Source organism: Nonomuraea sp. NPDC050643, assembly GCF_040654715.1.
GTDB lineage: Bacteria > Actinomycetota > Actinomycetes > Streptosporangiales > Streptosporangiaceae > Nonomuraea.
Genome location: NZ_JBFAIM010000079.1, coordinates 1 through 23,470, shown reverse-complemented (window position 1 = coordinate 23,470; position 23,470 = coordinate 1). Strand labels below are relative to the sequence as shown.

The window sequence follows — 23,470 nt, the reverse complement described above, 5'->3', positions numbered from 1 at the left end:
CTTAAGCGCTCAGAAACTGGGCGTGAACAATGGAGGGTATGAATTCGCTCATGCTCAACACGGACGGCGTGCAGATCCCGCAGCTCGGGTACGGCGTCTGGCAGGTTCCGGCCGACGAGGCCGAGCAGGCCGTGCGGACGGCGCTGAAGACCGGCTACCGGCACGTCGACACCGCGGCCGCCTATGACAACGAGGAGGGCGTGGGGCGGGCCGTACGCGAGAGCGGGCTGCCGCGCGAGAAGGTGTTCGTCACCACGAAGCTGTGGAACGGCGACCACGGCCGCGCCGAGGCCGCCTTCGACGAGAGCCTGGCCCGCCTGGGGCTCGACTACGTAGATCTTTACCTCATGCACTGGCCCGTGCCGAAGCAGGACAAGTACGTGCAGGCGTGGAAGGCCATGGAGAAGATCTACCGCGACGGGCGGGCCAAGGCCATCGGCGTCTCCAACTTCACGGTCGAGACGCTCACCCGGCTCATGAACGAGACGGACATCACGCCGTCCATCAACCAGATCGAGCTGCACCCGTACCTGCAGCAGCGGGAGATGCGGCGCTTCCACGAGGCCAACGGCATCCTCACGGAGGCGTGGAGCCCGCTGGGCCAGGGCAAGGGGCTGCTGGACGACCCGGCGCTGAAGGTGCTGTCGGACAAGCACGGCAAGACGCCGGCGCAGATCGTGCTGCGGTGGCAGTTGCAGGTCGGCAACGTCGTCATCCCCAAGTCCGTGACGCCGTCGCGGATCGCCGAGAACATCGACGTGTTCGGCTTCATCCTGGACACCGAGGACCTCGCGGCCATCGGGGCGATGAACAAGGGCCGGCGCTTCGGGCCGGATCCGGACACCTTCAACATGACGTGACGAGGATCCCCGGCGGGCGGGCTCCGCTACGAGCGGCCGCCCGCCGGCGCCCCAGGGAATGAACCCAGAGCGGCCCGTGTTGTCCCCTACCTCGGCCGCCAGGACGCTTTCATGGCGATCACATTGCCCGGGAATTACCCTGGTCAGGCCGGTGTTGTAGCCAGTCGACGCGGACGGAAGCCGCGGACCCCGCGAACGTGGGGCTCCGGTGGCGGATCCCCGGCCACGAACGGATCGGGCACACACCGAACCGCGTCATCCCGGCCGGCAGGCGGAACGAATTTCTCGATCTTGCCTCTTGACGAATCCCTTGCCATGACAGGGGTTCCGGCCGACGCTCACAGGCACGTCGCCTAGCTGGGCTTTTATGGATTTGTAATCCTCTTGCCTCATGTATTACCTTATGGGGCATCTTGAGACATACATCCGGTTTGTCCGGCTATGTCTGACCATCGCACGACACATCACAGGATCGTCCTGTGACCGCTGAATCCGCCTCCGGGCGGAACCGGGGACCCAGTCCTTTGGGGTGAATCGGCACTTCGGTGCCGTAGGGCAGCTTCCACGCCCGAACCCGTCAGCTAACCCGGTAAGCGGCATGGAAGCAAGGAGTAACCCCCTCGATGGCCAAGCATCCTATTACCGCTGCACCCAAGGTCAACATCGCTCGCGCCGTTCTCGGCGCCACCATCATCGCCTCGGCCCTCGGCGGCCACGCCGCCACCGCCAACGCCGACACCCCGACCGGAGTCGCCGCGGCCACCGCCGCGAAGCACCCGACCGCCGCGATCGCCGCCCACAAGGCCGGCGCCAGCACCGACCACTCCGAAGAGACCAAGGTCAACGTCACCGCCAGTCAGGTACTCGCCCTGGCCAAGGCCCAGGTGGGCACCTCCGAGAACGCCAGCGGCGGCGGCACCAAGTTCCAGCAGTGGTACGCCAACTCGCAGCGCGCCGCCGAGACCGTGGCCCGCGACGGCGGCAACCGCGCCGCGTACCTGAACGCCGCCTGGTGCTCGATGTTCGTCTCCTGGGTCGGTGAGCAGACCGGCGCCCGCCCGCAGGTGGGCTGGGACGCCTACACCGTCGCCCACGCCAAGTGGTTCGCGGCCAACAACCGCTTCGGCACCCTCGCCAAGCCCGGCGCCGTCGTCTTCTTCTCGTGGAGCGGCAGCAAGGACATCAGCGACATCCAGCACGTCGGGTTCGTCGTGAAGGACAACCAGAACGGCACCATCTCCACCGTCGAGGGCAACACCGGCAACGGCAAGGTCGAGGAGCGCACCCGGCCCAAGTCGCAGGTCGTCGGCTACGGCTACCCCGAGTACGCCGCCTGACGAGGACGGCCCGAGAGGGCCCCTGCCTTTCCACAAGCGCGCGTCTCCCCACAAGGGAGGCGCGCGCTTGTCGCATTTCCCAACACGACACCGGCGGCCTGGCTCTGGAACGTCATGGCCGTCGGCTGGTCACCGTCCGCTGACGGGTTGAGCGCCGGTAAAGTCACGGTCACGGCCTGACGGACACGTACGCGGGTCAGCGTGCCCCTCCTGCGACGTTCCTTTCGCGGGCAAGGCGCCGGCGTAAGGCCCGTTCAGGGGCTGGGTCAGCTGAGGAAGAAGTTCGCCAGTGCGCCGGCGACCCCGGCCGGGTCGTTCTCCATCGGGATGTGACCGGCCCCCGGGATCCGGACGAGCGTGGTGTTCGGCATCTCGGCCGTGAACCGCTCGGCGTGGCGTACCTCCTGGAACGTGTCGTCCTCCCCCCAGACCAGCAGCTTCGGCGTCTCGTCGGCGCGCAGCGCGGGGACGAGGTCGAGCGTGTAGCGGCTGTCGGCCGCGCCGGCCAGGGCCATCCAGGACCGGCAGACCCGCGCGTCGGTCCACGGGTCGAGGTAGTCGGCCAGCTCGGCCTCCGTCGCCGGTCGGGCCAGGGCCGTCGTGACCGCCGTACGGCGCGCGGCCAGCACGTCCTCGACCGTCGTCGCCGCCACCACGGCCGGGTCGCGGAAGCGGGCCACCCCCGGCACCGGCCACGAGTCGTACGTGACCGAGTTGACCAGCGCCAGCCTGCGCACCTTCAGCGCGTCACCCACCAGCAGGTGCTGCGCGACCGCGCCGCCGATGTCGTGCCCGGCCACGGCGAGCGGCACGTCCGCGCCCAGCGCCGCCGCGAACCTGGCCACCCAGGCCGCCAGCGCGGGCACGGTGGCCGTTTCCGGGGTCAGCTCCCCCTCCGAACGCCCCAGCCCGGGCAGGTCCACCGCCACCGGCCGCAGCCCGGCCGCCGCCAGGTCGCCGAGCACCGGCCGCCACACCCGGCTCCAGTAGGTGCCGTGCAGCAGCAGCACCATCGGGCCTCGATCGCCCGCCGTCAGATATCCGGCCCGCAGCCCGTCCACTTCGATCGTCTTCCGCATGGCCATAACCATGATGTTCTTGAGAGGGCCCGGTCAAATATCATCTAGGGTATGGCGGTATGACATTAGCGCAGCTCCGGGTGCTGATCGCGGTCGCCGAGCGCGGCGGTTTCACGGCGGCGGCCGAGGAGAGCGGCATGTCCCAGCCCGCCGTCAGCCGCGCCATCGCCACGCTGGAGCGCGAGCTGGGCGCGGCCCTGTTCGTACGCCACCGCGACGGCATCGCCCTCACCGAGGCCGGCCGCCGCGCCCTCACCCGGGCCCGCGAGGCGCTGCGCCACTTCGACCTCATCCGCGCCGACGTGGCCGCCGCCAGCGGCCAGATCACCGGCGAGCTGCGCTTGGCCAGCCTCCCCAGCGCCACGGGCACGCTCGTGGCCAGGCTCCTGCGCGCGTTCACCGACCGCTACCCCCAGGTCCGGGTACGCCTGTTCGAAGGCGTCGACGACGACATCCGCGAATGGCTGCACCGGGGCGCCGCCGAGGTCGGCGTGGTCACCCTGCCCGCCCCCGGCCTGCACACCGCGCACCTGAGCACCCACGACATGCTGGCCGTCATGCCCGCCGGGCACCCGCTGGCCGCCCGGAAGGCCGTGCGCCTGGCCGACCTGGCCGGGCGGCCGTTCATCCTCACCACGGCCGGCTGCCGGCCGCTGATCATGAGCGCCGCCCAGGCCGCCCAGGTGCCGCTCGACATCGCCTTCGAGGCCGGCGGCCCGGCCGCGATCCTGGAGATGGTGGCGGCCGGGCTGGGGGTCAGCATCGTGCCCGCCCTGGGCCTGCCCGCCGACCTGGGCGCGGTCGTCACCCGGCCGCTCGATCCGGGCATGACCCGCTCGCTGGCCCTGGCCGTGGCGTCGGTGCACGATTGTGCCCCGACAGCCCGGGCGTTCCTGGACGAGCTCGCCGCCTTTACGCTGTAGATTTCTCAGCGGCGGGGGCCTCCGCGCGCAGCGGCACCTCCCGTACGAACCAGGCGGCGGCGAAGGCGAGGGCGGCCAGGACCGCCGACCCGGCCAGCACCCCCTGCAGCCCCGCGCTGACCGCCTCGCGCACCGCGTCCCGCACGGCCCCGGTCATCGCCGGCATCAGCTCGGGGGTGAGCCCGCCGCCCTCCGTCAGCCGCGTCGCCGCCTCGGACCCGAGTGAGGCGCCGAGCCCGGCCTCCATGCGGGCGCCGTAGACGGCGCCGAGCAGGGAGATGCCCAGGGAGCCGCCGATGGTGCGCAGCAGGGTGACGGTGCCGCTGGCCGCGCCCATGTCGCGGGGGTCGGCGCTGTTCAGGGTGAGCAGCATCGTGCTCTGCGTCAGCAGCCCGATGCCCACCCCGGCGATCGCCGTGAGCCCGGAGACCAGGACGACGCCGGTCCCGACGCCCAGCACGGTGAGCACCAGCACCCCCGCCACCAGCACACCGCCGCCGAGGATCGGATACACGCGGTAGCGCCCGTCGCGGCTGATGAGGCGGCCGGTCACGAGCTGCGCCGCGAGCATGCCGAACAGGAGCGGCAGCAGCAGCATCCCGCCGGCCGTCGGCGTGACGCCCTGGACGAACTGCAGGTACTGCGGCAGGTACGCGGTCACGGCCATCATCACGGCCCCGGCCAGGAAGCTGAGCACCTGGGCGAGCGTGAAGTTCCTGTCATGGAAGAGCCGGGGCGGGATGACGGGCTCCTCGGCCCGCCGCTCGGCCCTGACGAAGGCGGCCAGGCACCCGGCCGCGACCACGCCCAGGCCCAGGATCTGCGGGGACGTCCAGGGGTACGTGACACCGCCCCAGCTCGTCAGCAGCGTCAGCGCCAGGATCGCGGCGGTCAGGAGCACCGCCCCGAGGTAGTCGATCCGGGCTCTGACCCGCTCCCCCGCGAGCCGGATCCCGAACCCCACCACGAGCAGCGCCACGGCCCCGACGGGGACGTTCACGTAGAACGTCCACCGCCAGCTCAGGTGGTCGGTCAGCAGGCCGCCGAGCAGCGGCCCGCCGATGAACGCGACCGGCATCATGGCCCCGACCATCGATTGCACCTTGCCGCTCTCGCGGGGCGGCACCAGCACGCCGATGATCGACAGGGCACCGACCATCAGGCCGCCCGCGCCGAGCCCCTGTACCGCGCGGAAGGCGATGAGCTGGCCGATGTCCTGCGACAGCCCGGCGAGCATGGACCCCACCAGGAAGATCACGATCGCGGTCATGAACGTGCCCTTGCGGCCGTACAGGTCGCCGAGCTTGCCCCAGATGGGCGTGGTGGCCGCCGTGGCCAGCAGGTACGCGGTCACGACCCAGGACAGGTGGTTCAGCCCGCCCAGCTCGCCGGTGATGGTGGGCAGGGCGGTGCCGACGATGAGGCCGTCCAGCATGGCCAGGAACATGCCGAGCATCAGCCCGAAGACGCCGACGTACAGCGAACGGCTCATGGCGTGTACGGGCGGGCGGCCCTGGCCTCGCGCAGGGTCTGCCCCCACCACGCGAGCTGGTCGAGCATGGCCTTGGCCGCCGCGTCGCCGCCCGCGCCGGCGGTGGTGCCGTCGGAGCTTATCTGGGCCCAGGGCGCCTGCAGGCCGACGGCGTCCCGCACGGTCACGGCGTGCAGCTCGGCCAGCACGAGCCGGAGCTGCTCGACCGCCCGCAGCCCCGCCGAGAAGCCGCCGTAGGCCACGAAGCCGACCGGCTTGGCGTGCCACTCGCGGCCGTGCCAGTCGATGGCGTTCTTCAGCGAGGCGGGGAAGCTGCGGTTGTACTCCGGGGTGACGATCACGAAGGCGTCGGCCCGCGCCATCCTCGGGGACACGGCCTCCAGCAGCCTGATCGCCTCCTGCGATTCCGGCGGCTGCCCGAGCACCGGGAACACGGTGGGCAGCGGCGTCTCGACCAGGTCGATGACGTCGGCGGTCATGTCCTCGCGGTGGTCGAGGTGGGCGCGGATCCAGTTCGCGACGGCGGGGCCGAAGCGGCCGTCCCTGGTGCTGCCGAGCAGGACGGCGACGCGCAATGGGGTGGTCACGGGAAACTCCAATGTGTACAACGTATCGATGCGAATACAACGTACACATCACTGTGTACGTTGTCTACTTCTGATACGTTGTACACGACATCGCGCCCAGGAGGACGACTTGATGGCCGCTCAGAAGGACGGGGCTCCGCTGTGGGAGCGCCTCGAACGTCCCGCGCCGACGCCCCGCCAGACCCTGTCGCCGCAGCGGATCGCCACCACGGCCGTGGCCGTCGCGGACGCCGAGGGGCTCGACGCCATCACCATGCGCCGCCTGGCCACGGAGCTGGGAGTGGCGCCGATGGCCGCCTACCGCTACGTGTCGGGCAAGGACGAGCTGCTCGAGCTGATGGTCGACCACGTCTACGCCGAGCTGGAGCTGCCTCCCGCCACGGCCGGCTGGCGCGAGACGCTGCGGGCCATCGCCGTGCGGACGCGGGAGCTGATGCTGCACCACCTCTGGCTCGGCCAGCTCCCGCCGAGCGCGATGCTCGCCCTCACCCCGAACCGCACGGCGGTCTCGGAATGCTCGCTGCGCGCCATGACCGGGGAGGGCCTCGACCCCGACACCGCGATGGCCATGGCCACCACCGTCAGCTCCTTCATCCACGGGATGACCGGCTCGGAGATCGCGATGCGGCAGGTCATGGCCGGTCAGGGCTGGTCCGACGAGCAGCAGGTGTACACGAGCCTGGCGCCGCAGCTCACCTACCTGCTCGGCACCGGCCGCTACCCCTCCTTCTCGCGCTACATCCACGAGGGCCGGTGCAAGAACGATCCGGGCTGGCAGTTCGAGACCGGCCTCGAGTACGTTCTGGACGGCATAGCCGCCCGGATCTCGGCGTCGTGAAAATCTTCCCGGCCGTGTCGATCCGGGCCGCGGCCGTTCGACGCGTTGGCGTGACCGGCCACACGGCCGGCAGCACAGTCGGCAACACAGTCGGCAACACAGTCGGCAGCACGGAACGAAGGAGACGACACCGATGAAGTTCATGATCGTGGGCAAGGCCAACGCGGAGACCGAGGCCGGGGTGCTGCCCAGCCAGGAGCTCGTGGACAACATGCACGCCTACAACGAGTCGCTGGCCAAGGCGGGGGTGCTGCTGGCGGGCGAGGGCCTCTACCCCAGCTCGCAGGGCGCCCAGATCGCCTACAGCGGGGGCAGGGCGAGCGTGATCGACGGGCCGTTCGCGGAGGCCAAGGAGCTCATCGCCGGGTTCTGGCTGATCCAGGTCAAGTCGCGGGAAGAGGCCATCGAGTGGGCCCTGCGCGTGCCGGTGCCGCCGGGGCACGACGGGATCGGGCTGGACGTGTGGCGGGTGTTCGACGCCTCGGACGTACCGGACGACTCGCTGCCCGCCGAGGAGCGCGCGCACGAGGAGGCCATGCGCGAACGCCTGCGCGTCGACGAACCCTGACGAGCCGCGACTGGCGGCGGGTGGCGATGACGAGGCGGCGGCTGGTGCGGGTTGCGATGACGAGGCGGCGGCTGGTCTCATAGGCCGGTGACGGCTACCGACACCCATCGCGCGATCGAGGCGGTCTGGCGGATCGAGGCGGCCCGGCTCATCGCCGGGCTCGCCGGGATGACGCGCGACGTCGGCCTCGCCGAGGAGCTGGCACAGGACGCGCTGGTCGCGGCCCTGGAGCAGTGGCCGGAGTCCGGGGTGCCGCGCAATCCGGGCGCCTGGCTGATGACCGTCTCCAAGCGCCGTGCCATCGACCTGTTCCGCCGCAACGAACGCCTCCAGCACCACCTCACCGAGCTCGGCCACCGCCTCGACACCGAGGAGGAGCAACCCGAGATCGACGAGATCGAGGACGACCTGCTGCGGCTGGTCTTCACGGCCTGCCACCCGGCGCTGTCGGTGGAGGCGCGGGTGGCGATGACGCTGCGCGTGCTCGGCGGCCTGACCACGGACGAGATCGCGCGGGCGTTCCTGGTCTCGGAGCCCACCGTGGCCCAGCGCGTCGTCCGCGCCAAGCGCACCCTCGCCGACAAGAAGATCCCCTTCGAGGTCCCGCAGGGCGCGGAGCTGGCCGGCCGCCTGTCCTCGGTGCTGGAGGTCATCTACCTGATCTTCAACGAGGGCTACTCGGCCACCGCGGGCGACGACTGGATGCGTCCCGGCCTGTGCGAGGACGCCCTGCGCCTGGGCCGCGTCCTGGCGGGCCTGATGCCCAAGGAGCCGGAGGTGCACGGCCTGGTGGCCCTGATGGAGATCCAGGCGTCGAGGTCGGCGGCCCGGGTGGGGCCGTCGGGCGAGCCGATCCTCCTGCTGGAGCAGGACCGGGCCCGCTGGGACCGCCTCCTCATCGGCCGCGGCCTGACCGCCCTCGACCGTGCCGAGTCCCTCGGCGGCACCCCGGGCCCCTACACCCTCCAGGCCGCCATCGCCGCCTGCCACGCCAGGGCCGTCACCCCGCAGGACACCGACTGGGTCCGGATCGCGACGCTGTACGAGGCCCTGGCCAGGCTGTCGCGCTCGCCCGTCGTCGAGCTCAACCGCGCCGTGGCCCTGTCGATGGCCTACGGGCCCGCGGTCGGGCTGGAGCTCCTCGACCAGATCGTGGACGAGCCGGCGCTGAAGGACTATCACCTGCTGCCGAGCGTACGCGGGGACCTGCTGTTCAAGCTGGGGCGGATGGCGGAGGCGCGGGCGGAGTTCGGGCGGGCGGCGGAAATGACCCGCAACGCCCGCGAACGCGCCCTCCTGGAGGAACGCGCCGCCGCCTGCGGCCCTTGATCCGGTAGGCCCCCGCGAACGCCGACCACCGTCCCGCCATCCGGCGGGAGAGCCTCTGGTCGCCGGTGCGCGCGCCGCAGGTCAGGGCGCGAGGGGAGCTTATGACGGACTTATGACGGCCGGGTCCTACGCTGCGGGCGTCCATTCAGTCGAGGCCCCTCGAAGGGAGCCCTGCACCATGGTCGTCATCAAGCGCATTCTCGTCGCCGCCGCGGTCGCCCTCGCCACGATCCTCGGTGCGAGCGGCCCCGCCAACGCCGCCCCCGACCCCGACGACTTCCGGAACATGGGCAACGGAATCTGGTGCCCGCTCCCCTGGCTCGAGACCGGGTACGGCCCGCTCAGTTGGTGCACCGAGATCGCCGGCGACTACGGCGGCACCGGCTGGTACGGGCCCAGCAACGAGGGCCTCCCGACCTGGGCCAACGACTTCCCCATCAGCTCCGCGTTCGCGTGCGTGTCGAAGGCCCAGGAGGCCGGCGGCGGCGTACAGGGGATCTCCAAGACCGTCGGAACCCTGAACGCGGGCGCGTTCGGCCAGATCCGGCCCGGGAACCTCTACAGCTACTTCGGGTTCCAGCCGATCGGCCGCCCCGGGCACACCACGGGGCCCTTCGGCGACCGCCAGTTCCACTCCGTGGGCGACTGGCTGCACGCGAACCGGGACTTCACGCCGAGCACGGTGGACATCTGCTACCGGATCTACTGAGACCGGTTGAGCCCCGCCGGAACCGGGGCTCCGCTCGCCCCCGGCCGCCTCCCGCGTGAGGGCCGCCGGGGGCGAGCTCGCGCGCCGGCCGTGCCCCTGGCCGATCGCCGCGCGGAAAGATTTTTGGGAGCGCTCACATTCCGCGGGTTCCGGGGCGTCTCCGGCCTTCGAGCCTGGGTCGGCGTCGGGTGACATGCCCTTGATGCGACACAAAAGATGTCTCTTGTGGTGGGAGCGCTCCCAATCAGCTCTTTGGGGTGTTTAGGATGAAAAATCCCGTTCCAATGTTATAAACCGCACCATTGGTAACGGTTACGTTTCGCGGGATTGACGTGCAGACCCCGTAAGTGCACCCTTTGTGGGAGCGCTCCCAAAGACTCCCACCGCGGCGGAGCGCGTGCCGCGGTGCACTTCCCCACCATTCACCCGAGAAGGGGTCCACCATGATGATCAGCAAGCGTCGCGGCGGTCTTGCCGCGGCCTCGGCCCTGGCCGCGGCGGCGCTCGCCGTCGCGTCCTGTGGTTCCGGCGGTACGCCGGCAGCCAGCGCTCCCGCCTCCTCCGCGGCGGCGGAGCCGGTCACGATCCGTGTGCAGACCTTCGGCGGCGGCACCAACTTCGGCTACAAGAACGCCATCACCAAGTGGAACGCCGAGCACAAGGACATCCAGATCAAGGAAGAGCACCTGACCGACCAGTTCGAGCAGCAGTACTGGCCCCAGATGATCCAGTGGCTGACCTCGGGCAACGGCGCGGGCGACGTGGTCGGCATCGACGAGGGCGGCATGGGCCTGGCCAAGGCGCGCTCCGAATGGTGGGCCGATCTGAAGGAGTACGGCCTGGAGTCCCGCAAGGCCGACTTCCCCGCCTGGAAGTGGGAGAACGGCGTCAGCGCCGACGGCAAGCTGTTCGGCCTGGGCACCGACATCGGCGGCATGAGCCTGTGCTACCGCACGGACCTGTTCAAGAAGGCCGGGCTGCCCACGGACCGCGAGAAGGTCGGCGCGCTGTGGCCGACGTGGGACGAGTTCATGAAGGTCGGCCAGCAGTTCCAGTCGAAGGTCAAGGACACCAAGTGGGCTGACGGCACCAACACGCTGTACCAGGTGGTCCTGTACCAGGAGGCGGCCAAGAACGGCAACGTCAGCTACTTCGACCAGAGCAACAACCTGATCGTCGACAAGAACCCGGCCGTCAAGACGGCCTTCGACTTCGCCTCGAAGATGAGCCAGCAGGGCCTGACCGCCAAGCTGCGCAACTTCACCGACGAGTGGGCGGCGGGCACCCAGAAGGGCGCGTTCGCCACGGTCGGCTGCCCGTCCTGGATGCTCGGCGTGGTCAGCGGCAACGCCGGCGACGCGGGCAAGGGGCAGTGGGACGTGGCCGCGGTGCCCGGTGGCGGCGGCAACTGGGGCGGCTCCTGGCTGGCCGTGCCCAAGCAGTCGAAGCACCCGAAGGAGGCGGCCATGGTCGCCGACTACCTGACGCAGGCGCAGACCGAGGCGAGCATCTTCACCGACTTCGGGAACATGCCGAGCAACACCAAGGCGCAGCAGGACCCGGCGGTGCAGGGCGCGAAGAACGAGTTCTTCAACGACGCCCCCATCGGCGAGATCTTCGCCAAGTCCGCCTCGAGCCTCCAGCCGGTCTTCCTCGGCGTGAAGCACGCCCAGGTCAAGAACGCCATCGAGTCGGTCGTCCAGGGCATGGACGACGGCTCCGTCCCGCACGACAAGGCCTGGCAGCAGCTGGTCGACGACGCGGTGAAGGCCGCGGGCTGATCTCCCCGCCCGGCCCGCGAGAAGCGGGCCGGGCATGTTGCCGCTGAAAGGTCTGTTATGAGCCTCGACACCCTTCCGCGGGCGGCGCGCAGCACCCATCGCCGTGACCGTCCGCCCGGCCACCGCTGGCGTTCCCGGCTGGACGTCAAAGCGATGCCGTACGCCCTGGTGTCCCCCTACTTTCTCCTGTTCGCCGCCTTCGGGCTCTTCCCGCTGGCCTTCACGCTCTACTACTCGCTCTACGACTACGACCTGTCCGGGACCACGGAATGGGCGGGCCTGGGCAACTACACCGCGCTGCTGGCGGACGACGACTTCTGGCGTGCCGTGGTCAACACCGTGGGCATGTTCGTCATCGCCACCGTCCCCCAGATGCTGCTGGCGTTGTTCCTGGCCAACGCGCTGAACAAGCGTTTCCGGTTCCGCCTGGCGATCCGGATGAGCGTGCTGCTGCCGCTCGTCACGTCGGTGGTCGCGGTCGCGGTGGTGTTCACGCAGCTCTACGCCCGCGACTGGGGGCTGGTCAACTACGTCCTCGGCCTGTTCGGGGTCGAGAACACGAACTGGCGGGCCGAGCGCATCCCGTCCTGGATCGCGATCGCCACCATGGTCGACTGGCGCTGGACGGGCTACAACGCGATCATCTTCCTGGCCGGCATGCAGACGATCCCGCGCGACCTGTACGAGGCCGCCGCGATCGACGGCGCCTCCCGGCGCAGGCAGTTCTGGCAGATCACGCTGCCGATGCTGCGCCCCACCATGATCTTCGTGGTGCTCAACTCCACGATCGGCGGCCTGACGCTGTTCTCGGAGCCGACGACGTTCTACAACGGCAACGTCGACGGCGGGTCGCAGGGCCAGTTCCAGACGGTGGCCATGTTCATCGTCAAGCAGGGCTTCCGCGAGTTCGACTACGGCTACGCCGCCGCGGCCGCCTGGCTGCTGTTCCTGCTCATCCTCATCGGCGCGGCGATCAACTTCCTGTTCGTGCGCAGGATCGGAGGCACGAAGTGACCAACTGGTCTCCGACCACCCTCACCAGGGTCATGCTGGGCCTGGCCGTGTTCCTGTCGGCGTTCCCGCTGTACTGGATGCTGGTCATCGCCTCGCGCACGAACGCCGACGCGGTGGCGGTGCCGCCGCCGTTCCTGCCGGGCGGGAACCTGGGCGAGAACATCGTCGCGGTGCTCAACAACGAGGACGCCAAGTTCCTGCTGGGCCTGACGAACTCGTTCATCGTGGCGAGCGTCGTCACCGTCTCGGTCGTCATCATCTCGACGCTGGCCGGTTTCTCGTTCGCGAACCTGAACTTCAAGGGCCGGAACCTGCTGCTGGTGCTGGTGCTGCTGACCATGGCGGTGCCCCTGCAGCAGATGGGCGTGGTGCCGCTCTACCGGCTCATGGTGAGCCTGGAGTGGACGGGCACGCTGAAGGCGGTCATCCTGCCGTACCTGCTCAACGGGTTCGGCGTGTTCCTGATGACGCAGTACACGCGGCAGGCCGTGCCGATGGAGCTGGTCGAGGCCGCCCGGGTGGACGGCGCCGCCACGCTGCGCATCTGGTGGAACGTCGTACTGCCCGCGGTGCGCCCCGGCATGGCCGTGCTCGGCATCAACACCTTCATGCTCATGTGGAACGACTTCATGTGGCCGCTGATCGTGCTGACCCCGGACAACCCCACCGTGCAGATCGCGATCACCTCGCTCAACGCGCGGTTCTCCACGAACTATACGTTGATCTTCGCGGGGACGGCGTTGTCCATCATTCCGCTCATCGCAGTATTCGTTGCTTTCGGCCGCCAGATCGTGGGCGGCCTCATGGAAGGTGCGGTCAAGGCGTGACGACACAAGAGGAACAGACGCGTGCCGGGCTGCGCTTCCCCGCGGGGTTCGCGTGGGGCGCGGCGACCTCGGCGTACCAGATCGAAGGGGCCGTCTCCGACGACGGGCGCGGCGCCTCCATCTGGGACACGTTCACCAGGACGCCGGGCCGGGTCGTCAACGGCCACCACGCGGACGTGGCCATCGACCACTACCACCGGTACAGGGAAGACGTCGCCATCATGGCGGAGCTGGGCCTGTCGGCCTATCGCTTCTCGGTCTCCTGGCCGCGCATCCAGCCGACCGGCTCCGGCAAGGTCAACCAGAAGGGGCTCGACTTCTACAAGCGGCTCACCGACGAGCTGCGCGGGCACGGCATCGATCCGTGGCTGACCCTCTACCACTGGGACCTGCCCCAGGAGCTGGAGGACAAGGGCGGCTGGCCCAACCGCGACGTGGCGTACTGCTTCGCCGACTACGCCGCGACCGTCCACGAGGCGCTGAAGGACCACGTGCACACCTTCAGCACCGTCAACGAGCCGTGGTGCGCCGCGTTCCTCGGCTACGCCTCGGGTGAGCACGCCCCGGGCAGGCGTGAGCCGCAGAACGCGATCAGGGGCGCGCATCACCTCAACCTGGCGCACGGGCTGGCCGTGCAGGCGATGGGCGCCCGGCGCGTCGGCGGCTGCGTCAACCTGTACGCCGTCACCCCCGCCACCGACAGCGTCGCCGATCTGGACGCGGCCCGGCGCATCGACGGCCTGCAGAACCGGTTCTTCCTGGACGCCCTGATGCTGGGCCGCTACCCGCAGGACGTCCTCGACGACCTGCCGGTCGAGACCGACTTCATCAAGCCCGACGACATGAAGATCATCAGCGCGCCCATCGACGTGCTGCTCGTCAACTACTACAGCCGCTTCACGGTCTCGGGAGAACCGGGCGGCAGGCAGTCGGCGGCGGCGGCCCCCACGGAGACGGGTTCGCCGTGGGTCGGCAGCGAGCACGTGTCGTTCGTCAACGGGGGCCGCCCGGTGACGGCGATGGGCTGGGAGATCGACGAGAGCGGCCTGGTGGAGGTCCTCACCCGGGTGGCGCGGGACTATCCGCGCATCCCGATGGTGGTCTCGGAGAACGGCGCCGCCTTCGACGACGTCCTCGCCGGCGGGCGGATCCACGACCGGGAGCGGCGGGCGTACGTGGAGGCGCATCTCGGCGCCTGCAAGGAGGCCATCGACGCGGGCGTGCCCCTCGAGGGCTATTTCGCCTGGTCACTGATGGACAACTTCGAGTGGGCCTGGGGATACGGCAAGCGGTTCGGCCTGGTTCGGGTGGACTTCGAGACGCAGGAGCGGCTGCTCAAGGACAGCGCGCTCTGGTACTCGGAGATCATCCGGCAGAATAGGCGCCATGAACCGACCGACTCTTGAGGCAGTCGCGGCTCGGGCCGGGGTGGGCCGGGGCACGGTGTCGAGAGTCATCAATGGCTCGCCGAACGTCAGCGCCAAGGCCCGCGAGGCCGTTGAGCTGGCCATCCGTGAGCTGGGCTACGTGCCCAACCGTGCGGCGCGGGCGCTGGTCACGCGCCGCACGGACACCGTGGCACTGGTGGTGTCCGAGTCCCAGTTCCGGGTCTTCGACGAGCCGTACTTCGCGGGAACCATCCGCGGCATCGGCTCGGCGCTGGCCGAGACGGGGTTGCAGCTCATCCTGGCGATGGCGCGCACCCCTGAGGAGCACGCACGGCTCGAGCACTACCTGACAGGGCAGCACGTCGACGGCGTGCTGCTGCTGTCGCTCCACGGTGCGGACCCACTGCCGGGCAGGCTGGAGGCGATGGGCGTGCCGACCGTGCTGGGCGGCCGGCCCGTCGGCCTCGACCCCTACAGCTACGTGGACATGGACAACAGGGCAGGAGCCCGGCAGGCGGTCAAACACCTGCTGGGCCTCGGCCGCACCGGGATCGCCACGATCGCCGGGTCCCAGGACATGGGTGTGGGCGTCGACCGCCTGTCCGGCTACCGCGACGCGCTGCTGCCTTCGGGCCTGCCGGAGCTGGTGGCCTATGGTGACTTCTCGGAGCACAGCGGCGCGATGGCCATGGCCGAGCTGCTGCGCACCCACCCCGATCTCGACGCGGTCTTCGCCGCGTCCGACCCGATGGCCCTGGGCGCGATGCGCGTGCTCAAGGCCGAGGGCCGGTCGATCCCGCGCGACGTCGCGGTGATCGGGTTCGACGACTCCAAGGCCGCGCTGCACGCCGACCCGCCGCTGACCACCGTGCACCAGCCGACCGAGGCCATGGGCCGGCAGATGGCGCAGTTGCTCGTGGCCCGCATCAACGGTGAGGAGCTGCGCCAGCCGGTCGTGATCCTCGACACGCACCTGGTGCGCCGGGAAACCGCCTGACCGGGCATTATCCTGGCGAGACTCCGGGTGCCCCGGAGCCGACACGAAGGGACCCCGGCCGTGCCCAAGCTCGCCGCCGACGGCTACACCGCCCAGATCAGCCGGCGCGGGGCCGGGATCTGCATGCTCAGGCACGGCGACCGGGATCTGCTCACGAGCTGGCCCGAGGACGGGCCGGCCCCCTTCTACGCGGCCACGATCCTGGCCCCGTGGCCCAACCGGGTGGCCTTCGCGCGCTACGTGTTCGCGGGGCACACCCATGTCCTGCCGGTCAACGAGCCGGAGCGCGGCCACGCGCTGCACGGGCTGGTGGCCGAGGCCGACTGGCGGATCACCGACGCCCGCGACGACCTTGTACGCCTGGAGCACACCATCCCCGTCTCCCCCGGCTACCCGTCCTCGCTCGACCTGCGGGTGGAGCACCGGCTCGGCGGCGGCGGCCTGACGACGACGGTGACCGCCCGCAACGTCGGCGGGCACGCGGCCCCCTACGGCTGCGGCACGCATCCCTGGCTGCTCGGCGACGTGCTGGAGCTGCACGCGGCGCAGGTCCTGGAGACCGACGGCGACCTGCTGCCGGTGCGCCTGGCCGACGTGCCCGGCACCCCCTACGACTTCGCCACGCCGCGCCAGGTCGGCGGCCAGGTCATCGACAACGCCTACACCGGCCTGCGGCGCGGGGAGGCGCGGGCCGGCGGCGTGCGGGTCTCGTGGGACCCGGACGTACTGCCATGGGTCCAGGTGTGCACCAGCCACCAGCTCGGCTACGAGGGCCTGGCGGTGGAGCCGATGACGTGCCCGCCCGACGCCTTCAACTCCCAGGTCGGCCTGGTGGTCCTCAGGCCCGGAGACGAGCACGTGGCAAGCTGGACGATCAGCGCAGTGTGAGCCAGAACCGTCTGTGAGAGAGCCGGCGTCAGCGACCGCCGGTGTGAGAGGACCCGCGTGGACAGCAGAACCAAGCGCCGTTTATCCGAGGCCGAGCTCGACGCGCTGGCCAGGCGCGCGCTGGGCACGGGCGTCACGACCGCGACCGAGCTGACCGACGGCTACGCCAACGCGGTCTGGCGGCTGACGCTCGACGACGGGCGCGAGGTGGTGCTCAAGCTGGCGCCCCCGCCCGACCTCGACCAGCTCAGCTACGAGCGCAACCTGCTGCGCATGGAGGCCGCCGCCTACGAGCTGGCGCTGCAGGCGGGCGTGCCGATGGCGACGCTGCTGCGGGCCGGTTTCGACGATCCGGTGCTGGGCGGCGACTACCTGATGCTGAGCGCCCTGGACGGCGTGTCGTGGAACGACGTCAAGCCCGAGGGCGAGAGCGCGCTGCGCCGGGAGTTGGGCCGCCTGCTGGCCCGGTTCAACACGGTGACGGGCGAGGTGTTCGGCTATCCGCACGCCGGGATCGTGGGCGCGACGTGGCCGGAGGCGTTCCTGGCCATGGTGGGGGCGCTGCTGGGCGACACCGAGCGCTATCCGACGCCGCTGCCGCGCCCGGCCGGGGAGATCCTGGCGGTGTTCGAGGCCGCGTCGCCCGCGCTGGCGGAGGTGACGACGCCCCGGCTGGTGCACTTCGACGTGTGGGCGGGCAACGTCTTCCTCGACCTGAGCGGCCCGCCGCGGATCCAGGCCATCATCGACCACGAGCGGGCCTTCTGGGGCGACCCGATCGCCGAGTTCGTCACCCCGACGATCTTCGGTGAGCTCTCCGAGGACGATCCGCTGCTGGCGGGCTACCGCGAGGTGACGCCGCTGGAGCTCACCCCGTCGGCGCTGACCCGGCTCGACCTCTACCGCGCCTACCTCTACCTGATCTTGTTGGTCGAGAACGGACCCCGGCAGTACCCGGAGGACGAGTACGCCAGGATCCGCGATCTCGCGACCAGGTCACTGGATGACGTGCTGGACCGCCTCGTACGCGCGGCCCCGGGGTCCGGGGGCTAGGCCGACGCACTGGCCCGCGCCCTTGATCGTGTTCGGCACGCCGAGGTCCACCGGCGCGGGGGCGTTGCCCGCGCAGGCGAGCGCGCCCTTGACCGTGGTGCCGGACAGGATCGGCGCCGTGTTGCCGGTGAGCAGCGCGGCGCCGCGCACGTCGGCGCCCACGATCGTGAGCGACGCCGCGCCGGTGACGCTGAGGGCACCGGTGACGCGGGCGCCGAGCAGGTGGAAGGCGGCGGGCTTGACCGCGTTCAGCGCGCCGGTGATCCGGCCGCCGGTGACCACCAGGGAGGCGCCGGGCCTGACGGTGACCGCCCCGGTGACCTGGGCGCCGTCGAGGCAGGTGACGCCGCCGTCGACGGTGAGCGGGCCGCGGTGGGCGCCGGTGACGGTGCGGGTGCAGGCGGGCGGCGGGGCGATGGTGGTGACGGTGAAGCTCCGGGCGCGGCCGTAGTTGCCGGCGGCGTCGATCGAGCGGTACTCGATCGTGTGCCGGCCGCGCGGCAGCTTGCCGTAGACCAGGGAGTCGATCACCGTGCCCTGCTCGGTGAACGTCCAGGGCAGCTCGGAGGAGGTGGGCCAGCCGAAGTAGTTGAACCAGCCGTCGCCGTCCACCCTCGACTCCGAGACCACGTAGCCGTCGCGGTCGTCGGAGCCGGTGAGCCGCATGGAGAACGGGCCGTTGTAGACGTAGGTGTCGCCGGACCTGACGAGCGGCTCGGACAGCTCGTACCGGGTGCCCGGCCCGGTGGCGTCGACCGTCCAGGTCAGGGTGCGCCCGCCGAGGCTGGCGGTGAGCGTGTGCGTGCCCGGCCTGAGGTTCAGCGCGCCGAGGTCGAGGTCGGAGCCGGTGTGCCGCTCGCCGTTCAGGGTCCAGGTGACCTCGGGGACGGCCGCGGCCGGGTGGGTGGTCTCGACGTACACGACGTCGTCGCGGCCGAGGGCGCGGTCGGTGGGGGTGGAGGAGACGAAGGCGGGCTCGACGCCGTCCGGCGGGGTGGTGATCGCGGTGTCCACCGTCCACGTGCGGGTCCTGGTGATGGCCGTCCTGATCGCCGGGTCCCTGACGAAGTCGGTCGGGTCGGCGACGGTGGCCGTGACCGTGTGGGTTCCCGGGGTGAGGCCGAGGGTGCGCAGGTCGAGGGCGTCGCGATCGCCGGGCAGGTCCCGGCCGTCGACGGTCCAGGTGGTGGTCAGCGCGTGGCCCACGGGGCGCATCGGCTCGACCCACAGCACGCGGTCGGCGCCGACCGGCGCGTCCACCGGCGTGGAGTCCTGGACGATCATGGTCTTGGCGGTGATGCGCTGCACCATGACCTCGCGGCTGACCTGGTCGAAGTAGTAGCCGAGCGTCTTCATCATGGAGTGCGCGCTGGGCCGCCAGACGCCGGTGGTGGCGTACAGGCCGCCCTCGTAGCGGCCGATCGGGCCGCCCGACTCGCTGGGCTCGCCCAGCCAGCGCCACCACTTCCCGCGCCGGTCGCGCATCTCCTGCTCGGTCAGCAGCGTGTGGTGGGCGCTCGACGGCTCGGGGCCGGTGTAGGGGCCGCCGGGGACACCGCGCTGGTAGTAGTCGTACTCGTCCTGCAGGCCGCCCAGGGAGTGGCCCAGCTCGTGCGGGCTGATCAGGGCCGACATGCTGTTGCTGCCGGAGGCGGTGGCGTACGTGCCGCCGGCGCCGCCGTACGTGGTGCTGTTGCCCAGGGCGAGGATCTGCCGGTTGCCGGACGTGGTGCCGGTGACCAGGTCGGCGTAGCGGATGGCGGCGGCGTTGTCCATGGTGATCAGGCGCTGGACGCTGGCCGGGTTGCACCGGCCCCAGAAGCCCATGCTGAGCGGCGTCGTCCTGCGCGGCGCGTCGAGGCCGGGGTCGCAACTGATGCCCGACTCCCCCGAGACGATGTCGACGCGGTAGACGTTGATGTAGTTCCGGTACGACTTGAACGGCTCGATCGACCACATGACGTTGAGGTGCCGGTCGGCGTCGGCCCTGAAGTCGGCCTGCTCGGCCTCCGTGTAGCCGTCGCCCATGAGGATGAGGTTGAACCGCTTGGCCGGGGCTCCGGTGACCTGGACGGGCACGACGGTGGCCGAGCCCGGCTCGACGGCGGCCGCTGCCGCCGGGGACACGGGTAACAAGGCGGCGGTCAGTGCCAAGGCCGCAAAGATACGCATGCCATGCACTATCGGGCCGCCCGGCCCGCGCGTCCATCCCGGAACGATCACGTCTCCGGCAGGTCGGTCAGCAGGATGGGCGGCTTCGTGGGCTGGGAGGAACCGCCGGCGGGCTCGACCGTGAGCGCCAGGCGGTCGTCGCGGTCGAGCGGTTCGAGCACCATGGGCGCGGACAGCCCGTCCGGCCGCCGGTCGAGCAGGCCGGCGGGGCGCGCGCCGTCCTCGTTCATCAGCCACAGCGCGTACGTCTCCGACTCGCCCAGGTCGGGCAGGCCCGACGAGGTGAACACCATGCGCCGCTGGGAGCGCGAGATGACGACCATGCCAGTGCCGCCGGAGGTGACGGGCGCACGCACCGTCTCGGCGTCGGGCGCGGCCAGCACGGCGGCCAGTTCCTCGCTCTTGGCGCTCATGTCGCTCAGGTCGCGGCGGGCGTCGAAGGCGACCACGCCGAGCACGACCGCGGCCGCCATGGCCACGGCGGTCAGCCCCGCCAGCACCTTCGAGCGCCCGCGCCGCAGGGGCACCACCGGTGCCACCTGTCCCACCGGTTCCGGCTGCGCCCGAGGCGGCGCCGGCGGCGCCGGGATCCCGCCCGGGAGGTTGAGCGTGGGCGGATCCTGGCGTTCCGGACGGGTGTGGAGCGTGGGGGCGTCGGGCGGCAGGGGGATCGCGGGCGGGCGGGCCTGCGGCGGGCGCCAGACGGTCGGGCTGTCATCACGTGGCTGCTCGATCGGGCCCTCGGGGGACCGCCGCTGGTGCGCGGCGGAGAGAAGACGGCCGCGGAGCCGGGCCGGGGGCGGCTCGGCCACGGCCTCGGCCAGCCTGGCGGCGGTCTCGCGCAGCCGGCGGACCTCCGTCCAGCAGCCCGGGCAGGCGAGGAGGTGCTCCTCGAACAGCACCCACTCGGCGTACGGCAGTGCGTGCACGGCGTAGGCGCCAGAGAGGGTGTGGAGTTCGTCGCTCATTTTCCACTCCCTAGTGTGAGAGGCGGCTCACGCATGTAATACGGCTGCTCGGGCACGCCGGATGCCGGGACTATTGTGCATTTCTGCACACATGGCACAATCTCATTAGGTGATGAATTATGGGATGTGTGATAGCGGGCGGCGGACCCGCCGGAGCGACGCTGGCCCTGATCCTGGCCAGGGCGGGCGTCGAGGTGACCCTGCTGGACAAGCACGGCGACTTCCTGCGCGACTTCCGGGGCGACACGATCCACCCCTCGACGTTGCAGGTGCTCGACGAGCTGGGGCTGGCCGGGAGTTCCTGAAGATCCCCCACCGCAGGGCGTACGAGCTCAGCATGGTCACCGACGCCGGTGACATCAGGCTGGCGAGCCTGCGCGGGCTGCCCGGAAAATACGACTACATCGCTTTCGTCCCTCAGTGGGACTTCCTCCAGCTCATCACGTCGGCCGCGACCCGCTATCCGGGGTTCCGGCTGCTGATGAACGCCGAGGCGTACGACCTGATCCGCGAGGGCGGAGCCGTACGCGGGCTGCGGTACCGGGACGATTCGGGCGAGCACGAGCTCAGGGCGGACCTGACGGTGGCCGCCGACGGACGGCACTCGGCGCTGCGCGAGCGGGCGGGGCTGGTGCCCGAGGATCTCGGCGCGCCCATGGACGTGGTGTGGTTCCGGCTGCCCCGGCACGACACCGACCGGGACGACACGTTCCTGCGGGTCTCCAGCGGCGGCATGATGGTCGCGCTCGACCGGCTGCGCCGCTGGCACCGGCCCGGCTTCCTGTGCGTCGGGGACGCCGCGCACGCCATGTCGCCGGTGTTCGGCGTGGGCATCAACCTGGCCGTGCAGGACGCGGTGGCCGCCGCCAACCTGCTGGCCGGCTCGCTCAGGTCCGGCGCGCCGATCCCGGAGTCGACGCTGCGCCTGCTGCAGCGCAGGCGGATGCCGCCGACCCGGATCACGCAGGCGGCGCAGCGGGTGGTCCAGAACCGGGTCATCGGCCCGGCGCTGAAACGGCGCTTCGATCCGTCCAGGCTGCCGCGCGATCTGACGCGCGTTCCGCTGCTCAACCGGCTGACCCGGCGTTTCCTCGGCCTGGGGGTACGACCGGAGCACGTGAAGGTCAAGGAACTTTGACCTCCCGCTGGTTCGTACGCGTATAACCGCATTCTCACAACGTGGACAAGGGGGTCGGTGGGGCCGAGTCAGTGGAATACCCTCGTATCTCGTGAGCAGCAATCTCCTGGATCTCGATACCTGGCGAGCACTCCCCGCCGCACAGCAGCCCGACTGGCCGGATCATGGCGAGCTCGACAAGGTCGTCGCCGAGCTCGGCGGCCTGCCCCCTTTGGTCTTCGCCGGCGAATGTGACCAGCTCAAGGACCAGCTGGCCGCCGTCGCGCGTGGCGAGGCGTTCGTCCTGCAGGGCGGCGACTGCGCCGAGACGTTCGCGGGCGCGACCGCCGACAACGTGCGGCAGAAGCTGAAGACGTTGCTGCAGATGGCCATCGTGCTGACCTACGCGGGGCGCGTGCCGGTGGTGAAGATCGGCAGGGTCGCGGGGCAGTTCGCCAAGCCGCGCTCCAAGGGCACCGAGGTGCGCGACGGCATCGAGCTGCCCGCCTACCGGGGCGACATGGTCAACGGGTTCGACTTCACCCCCGAGGCCCGCAAGCCGGACCCGTGGCGGCTGCTCAAGGCCTATCACTCCTCGGCCGTGACGCTCAACCTGGCGCGCGCGTTCACCAAGGGCGGCTACGCCGACCTGCGCCAGGTGCACGCCTGGAACCAGGACTTCGTGGCCGAGTCGCCGGCCGGGCGCCGCTACGAGCACCTGGCCAGGGAGATCGACCAGGCGCTGGCGTTCATGCGGGCCTGCGGGGCCGACCCCGAGGAGTTCCACACGGTCGAGTTCTACTCCTCCCACGAGGCGCTCATCCTCGACTACGACCGGGCGCTCACGCGTATCGACTCGCGTACGGGCCTGCCCTACGACGTGTCGGCGCACATGGTCTGGATCGGCGAGCGCACCCGTCAGCTCGACGGCGCGCACGTCGACTTCTTCGCCAGGATCCGCAACCCGATCGGCGTCAAGCTGGGCCCGACGACCACGCCGCAGGAGGCGCTGGCGTTGGTCGAGAAGCTCAACCCGACCAACGAGGCGGGGCGGCTCACGTTCATCACGCGGATGGGCTCCGCCAAGATCCGCGAGCACCTGCCCGCGCTGGTCAAGGAGGTCACGGCCGCCGGGGCCCGGGTGGCGTGGATCTGCGACCCGATGCACGGCAACACGTTCGAGGCGCCCAGCGGGCACAAGACGCGGCGGCTCGACGACGTGCTCGACGAGGTGGCGGGCTTCTTCGAGGTGCACCGCGCGCTCGGCACGCACCCCGGCGGCATCCACATCGAGTTCACCGGCGACGACGTGACGGAGTGCGTGGGCGGCGGCCACGAGATCGGCGAGATGGACCTCGCCACGCGCTACGAGACCGCGTGCGACCCGCGTCTCAACCGCGGCCAGTCGCTCGACCTGGCCTTCCGCGTGGCCGAGCTCTACCGCGGCTGTGTACGAGCTCACGCCACTCGGCCGGGACCTCCAGCCGGCGATGACCGAGCTCGCCCGCTGGGGCATGCGCCTTCTCGGCGAGCAGGGCGACGA

The 23,470-nt window shown here is 70.7% G+C and carries 22 protein-coding genes and 1 riboswitch; of the genes, 17 read left to right on the top strand and 5 right to left on the bottom strand.

Features of this window, described 5'->3' with window-relative positions:
- Positions 1–38: 38 nt before the first annotated feature.
- Entirely contained in the window at positions 39–860 is an 822-nt protein-coding gene (locus tag AB0I15_RS56470) for an aldo/keto reductase (RefSeq protein ID WP_358116591.1), read from the top strand.
- Between the two features lie 474 nt (positions 861–1,334).
- Positions 1,335–1,471: riboswitch (cyclic di-AMP (ydaO/yuaA leader) on the top strand.
- A 12-nt stretch (positions 1,472–1,483) separates the two neighbouring features.
- A complete protein-coding gene (locus tag AB0I15_RS56465; protein ID WP_358116588.1) occupies positions 1,484–2,197 on the top strand; it encodes a CHAP domain-containing protein in 714 nt (237 codons plus the stop codon).
- Positions 2,198–2,463: 266 nt separating this feature from the next.
- Here AB0I15_RS56465 and AB0I15_RS56460 read toward each other — a convergent pair whose 3' ends face one another.
- Positions 2,464–3,276, bottom strand: coding sequence for an alpha/beta hydrolase (locus AB0I15_RS56460; protein ID WP_358116586.1), 813 nt, complete (start codon positions 3,274–3,276; stop codon positions 2,464–2,466).
- Between the two features lie 59 nt (positions 3,277–3,335).
- Here AB0I15_RS56460 and AB0I15_RS56455 point away from each other — a divergent pair, with 59 nt between their 5' ends.
- The gene (locus tag AB0I15_RS56455) at positions 3,336–4,199 is read left to right on the top strand and encodes a LysR family transcriptional regulator (RefSeq protein WP_358116584.1); all 864 of its coding nucleotides are present in this window, start codon (positions 3,336–3,338) and stop codon (positions 4,197–4,199) included.
- On the opposite strand, the gene AB0I15_RS56450 is transcribed toward AB0I15_RS56455, so the two are convergent.
- On the bottom strand, positions 4,189–5,691 hold the full coding sequence (locus tag AB0I15_RS56450; RefSeq protein ID WP_358116581.1) for an MDR family MFS transporter: 1,503 nt from the start codon (positions 5,689–5,691) through the stop codon (positions 4,189–4,191). The two genes, AB0I15_RS56455 and AB0I15_RS56450, sit on opposite strands and share 11 nt — an antisense overlap.
- Positions 5,688–6,278, bottom strand: coding sequence for an NAD(P)H-dependent oxidoreductase (locus AB0I15_RS56445; protein ID WP_358116579.1), 591 nt, complete (start codon positions 6,276–6,278; stop codon positions 5,688–5,690). The genes AB0I15_RS56450 and AB0I15_RS56445 overlap by 4 nt, the downstream gene beginning before the upstream one ends.
- A 112-nt stretch (positions 6,279–6,390) precedes the next feature.
- Between AB0I15_RS56445 and AB0I15_RS56440 the strand changes: the two genes are divergently transcribed.
- The 11 genes from AB0I15_RS56440 to AB0I15_RS56390 all read left to right on the top strand — a co-directional run bounded on the left by AB0I15_RS56440 (position 6,391) and on the right by AB0I15_RS56390 (position 17,670).
- Positions 6,391–7,116, top strand: a complete 726-nt coding sequence (locus tag AB0I15_RS56440; RefSeq protein ID WP_358116577.1) for a TetR/AcrR family transcriptional regulator — start codon at positions 6,391–6,393, stop codon at positions 7,114–7,116.
- A gap of 133 nt (positions 7,117–7,249) precedes the next feature.
- A complete protein-coding gene (locus tag AB0I15_RS56435; RefSeq protein WP_358116576.1) occupies positions 7,250–7,684 on the top strand; it encodes a YciI family protein in 435 nt (144 codons plus the stop codon).
- Between the two features lie 87 nt (positions 7,685–7,771).
- Positions 7,772–9,013, top strand: a complete 1,242-nt coding sequence (locus AB0I15_RS56430; RefSeq protein WP_358116574.1) for an RNA polymerase sigma factor — start codon at positions 7,772–7,774, stop codon at positions 9,011–9,013.
- 178 nt (positions 9,014–9,191) lie between these two features.
- Entirely contained in the window at positions 9,192–9,722 is a 531-nt protein-coding gene (locus AB0I15_RS56425) for a hypothetical protein (protein WP_358116571.1), read from the top strand.
- 443 nt (positions 9,723–10,165) lie between these two features.
- Positions 10,166–11,503, top strand: coding sequence for an extracellular solute-binding protein (locus AB0I15_RS56420; protein WP_358116569.1), 1,338 nt, complete (start codon positions 10,166–10,168; stop codon positions 11,501–11,503).
- Between the two features lie 57 nt (positions 11,504–11,560).
- Positions 11,561–12,517, top strand: a complete 957-nt coding sequence (locus AB0I15_RS56415) for a sugar ABC transporter permease (RefSeq protein ID WP_358116567.1) — start codon at positions 11,561–11,563, stop codon at positions 12,515–12,517.
- Complete coding sequence (locus tag AB0I15_RS56410) at positions 12,514–13,344, top strand: carbohydrate ABC transporter permease (RefSeq protein WP_358116565.1); 831 nt, start codon at positions 12,514–12,516, stop codon at positions 13,342–13,344. The genes AB0I15_RS56415 and AB0I15_RS56410 overlap by 4 nt, the downstream gene beginning before the upstream one ends.
- Positions 13,341–14,750, top strand: a complete 1,410-nt coding sequence (locus AB0I15_RS56405; protein ID WP_358116564.1) for a GH1 family beta-glucosidase — start codon at positions 13,341–13,343, stop codon at positions 14,748–14,750. Before AB0I15_RS56410 ends, AB0I15_RS56405 begins: the two co-directional genes overlap by 4 nt.
- The gene (locus AB0I15_RS56400; RefSeq protein WP_358116562.1) at positions 14,731–15,729 is read left to right on the top strand and encodes a LacI family DNA-binding transcriptional regulator; all 999 of its coding nucleotides are present in this window, start codon (positions 14,731–14,733) and stop codon (positions 15,727–15,729) included. Before AB0I15_RS56405 ends, AB0I15_RS56400 begins: the two co-directional genes overlap by 20 nt.
- Positions 15,730–15,789: 60 nt before the next feature.
- Entirely contained in the window at positions 15,790–16,617 is an 828-nt protein-coding gene (locus AB0I15_RS56395) for an aldose epimerase (RefSeq protein ID WP_358116560.1), read from the top strand.
- A 57-nt stretch (positions 16,618–16,674) separates the two neighbouring features.
- Positions 16,675–17,670, top strand: coding sequence for an aminoglycoside phosphotransferase family protein (locus AB0I15_RS56390; RefSeq protein WP_358116559.1), 996 nt, complete (start codon positions 16,675–16,677; stop codon positions 17,668–17,670).
- Here AB0I15_RS56390 and AB0I15_RS56385 read toward each other — a convergent pair.
- Both AB0I15_RS56385 and AB0I15_RS56380 read right to left on the bottom strand, forming a co-directional pair.
- Complete coding sequence (locus AB0I15_RS56385; protein WP_358116556.1) at positions 17,614–19,842, bottom strand: M64 family metallopeptidase; 2,229 nt, start codon at positions 19,840–19,842, stop codon at positions 17,614–17,616. The genes AB0I15_RS56390 and AB0I15_RS56385 overlap by 57 nt on opposite strands.
- 47 nt (positions 19,843–19,889) lie before the next feature.
- Positions 19,890–20,810: an anti-sigma factor gene (locus AB0I15_RS56380; protein WP_358116554.1), complete on the bottom strand. Its 921-nt coding sequence runs from the start codon at positions 20,808–20,810 to the stop codon at positions 19,890–19,892.
- Positions 20,811–20,929: 119 nt separating this feature from the next.
- Between AB0I15_RS56380 and AB0I15_RS56375 the strand changes: the two genes are divergently transcribed.
- The 3 genes from AB0I15_RS56375 to AB0I15_RS56365 all read left to right on the top strand — a co-directional run.
- Complete coding sequence (locus AB0I15_RS56375) at positions 20,930–21,115, top strand: FAD-dependent monooxygenase (RefSeq protein WP_358116551.1); 186 nt, start codon at positions 20,930–20,932, stop codon at positions 21,113–21,115.
- 32 nt (positions 21,116–21,147) lie between these two features.
- The gene (locus AB0I15_RS56370; protein WP_358116548.1) at positions 21,148–21,948 is read left to right on the top strand and encodes an FAD-dependent monooxygenase; all 801 of its coding nucleotides are present in this window, start codon (positions 21,148–21,150) and stop codon (positions 21,946–21,948) included.
- Between the two features lie 91 nt (positions 21,949–22,039).
- Positions 22,040–23,470, top strand: a 1,431-nt coding sequence (locus AB0I15_RS56365; protein ID WP_358116545.1) for a class II 3-deoxy-7-phosphoheptulonate synthase, incomplete at its 3' end; no start/stop codon positions are given.

Excerpts from the sequence above, each read along its gene's own strand:
- AB0I15_RS56470 (WP_358116591.1), top strand. The coding sequence starts at position 39 with ATGAATTCGCTCATGCTCAACACGGACGGCGTGCAGATCCCGCAGCTC.
- AB0I15_RS56465 (WP_358116588.1), top strand. The coding sequence starts at position 1,484 with ATGGCCAAGCATCCTATTACCGCTGCACCCAAGGTCAACATCGCTCGC.
- AB0I15_RS56460 (WP_358116586.1), bottom strand. The coding sequence starts at position 3,276 with ATGCGGAAGACGATCGAAGTGGACGGGCTGCGGGCCGGATATCTGACG.
- AB0I15_RS56455 (WP_358116584.1), top strand. The coding sequence starts at position 3,336 with ATGACATTAGCGCAGCTCCGGGTGCTGATCGCGGTCGCCGAGCGCGGC.
- AB0I15_RS56450 (WP_358116581.1), bottom strand. The coding sequence starts at position 5,691 with ATGAGCCGTTCGCTGTACGTCGGCGTCTTCGGGCTGATGCTCGGCATG.
- AB0I15_RS56440 (WP_358116577.1), top strand. The coding sequence starts at position 6,391 with ATGGCCGCTCAGAAGGACGGGGCTCCGCTGTGGGAGCGCCTCGAACGT.
- AB0I15_RS56435 (WP_358116576.1), top strand. The coding sequence starts at position 7,250 with ATGAAGTTCATGATCGTGGGCAAGGCCAACGCGGAGACCGAGGCCGGG.
- AB0I15_RS56425 (WP_358116571.1), top strand. The coding sequence starts at position 9,192 with ATGGTCGTCATCAAGCGCATTCTCGTCGCCGCCGCGGTCGCCCTCGCC.
- AB0I15_RS56420 (WP_358116569.1), top strand. The coding sequence starts at position 10,166 with ATGATGATCAGCAAGCGTCGCGGCGGTCTTGCCGCGGCCTCGGCCCTG.
- AB0I15_RS56415 (WP_358116567.1), top strand. The coding sequence starts at position 11,561 with ATGAGCCTCGACACCCTTCCGCGGGCGGCGCGCAGCACCCATCGCCGT.
- AB0I15_RS56400 (WP_358116562.1), top strand. The coding sequence starts at position 14,731 with ATGAACCGACCGACTCTTGAGGCAGTCGCGGCTCGGGCCGGGGTGGGC.
- AB0I15_RS56385 (WP_358116556.1), bottom strand. The coding sequence starts at position 19,842 with ATGCGTATCTTTGCGGCCTTGGCACTGACCGCCGCCTTGTTACCCGTG.
- AB0I15_RS56380 (WP_358116554.1), bottom strand. The coding sequence starts at position 20,810 with ATGAGCGACGAACTCCACACCCTCTCTGGCGCCTACGCCGTGCACGCA.
- AB0I15_RS56375 (WP_358116551.1), top strand. The coding sequence starts at position 20,930 with ATGGGATGTGTGATAGCGGGCGGCGGACCCGCCGGAGCGACGCTGGCC.
- AB0I15_RS56370 (WP_358116548.1), top strand. The coding sequence starts at position 21,148 with ATGGTCACCGACGCCGGTGACATCAGGCTGGCGAGCCTGCGCGGGCTG.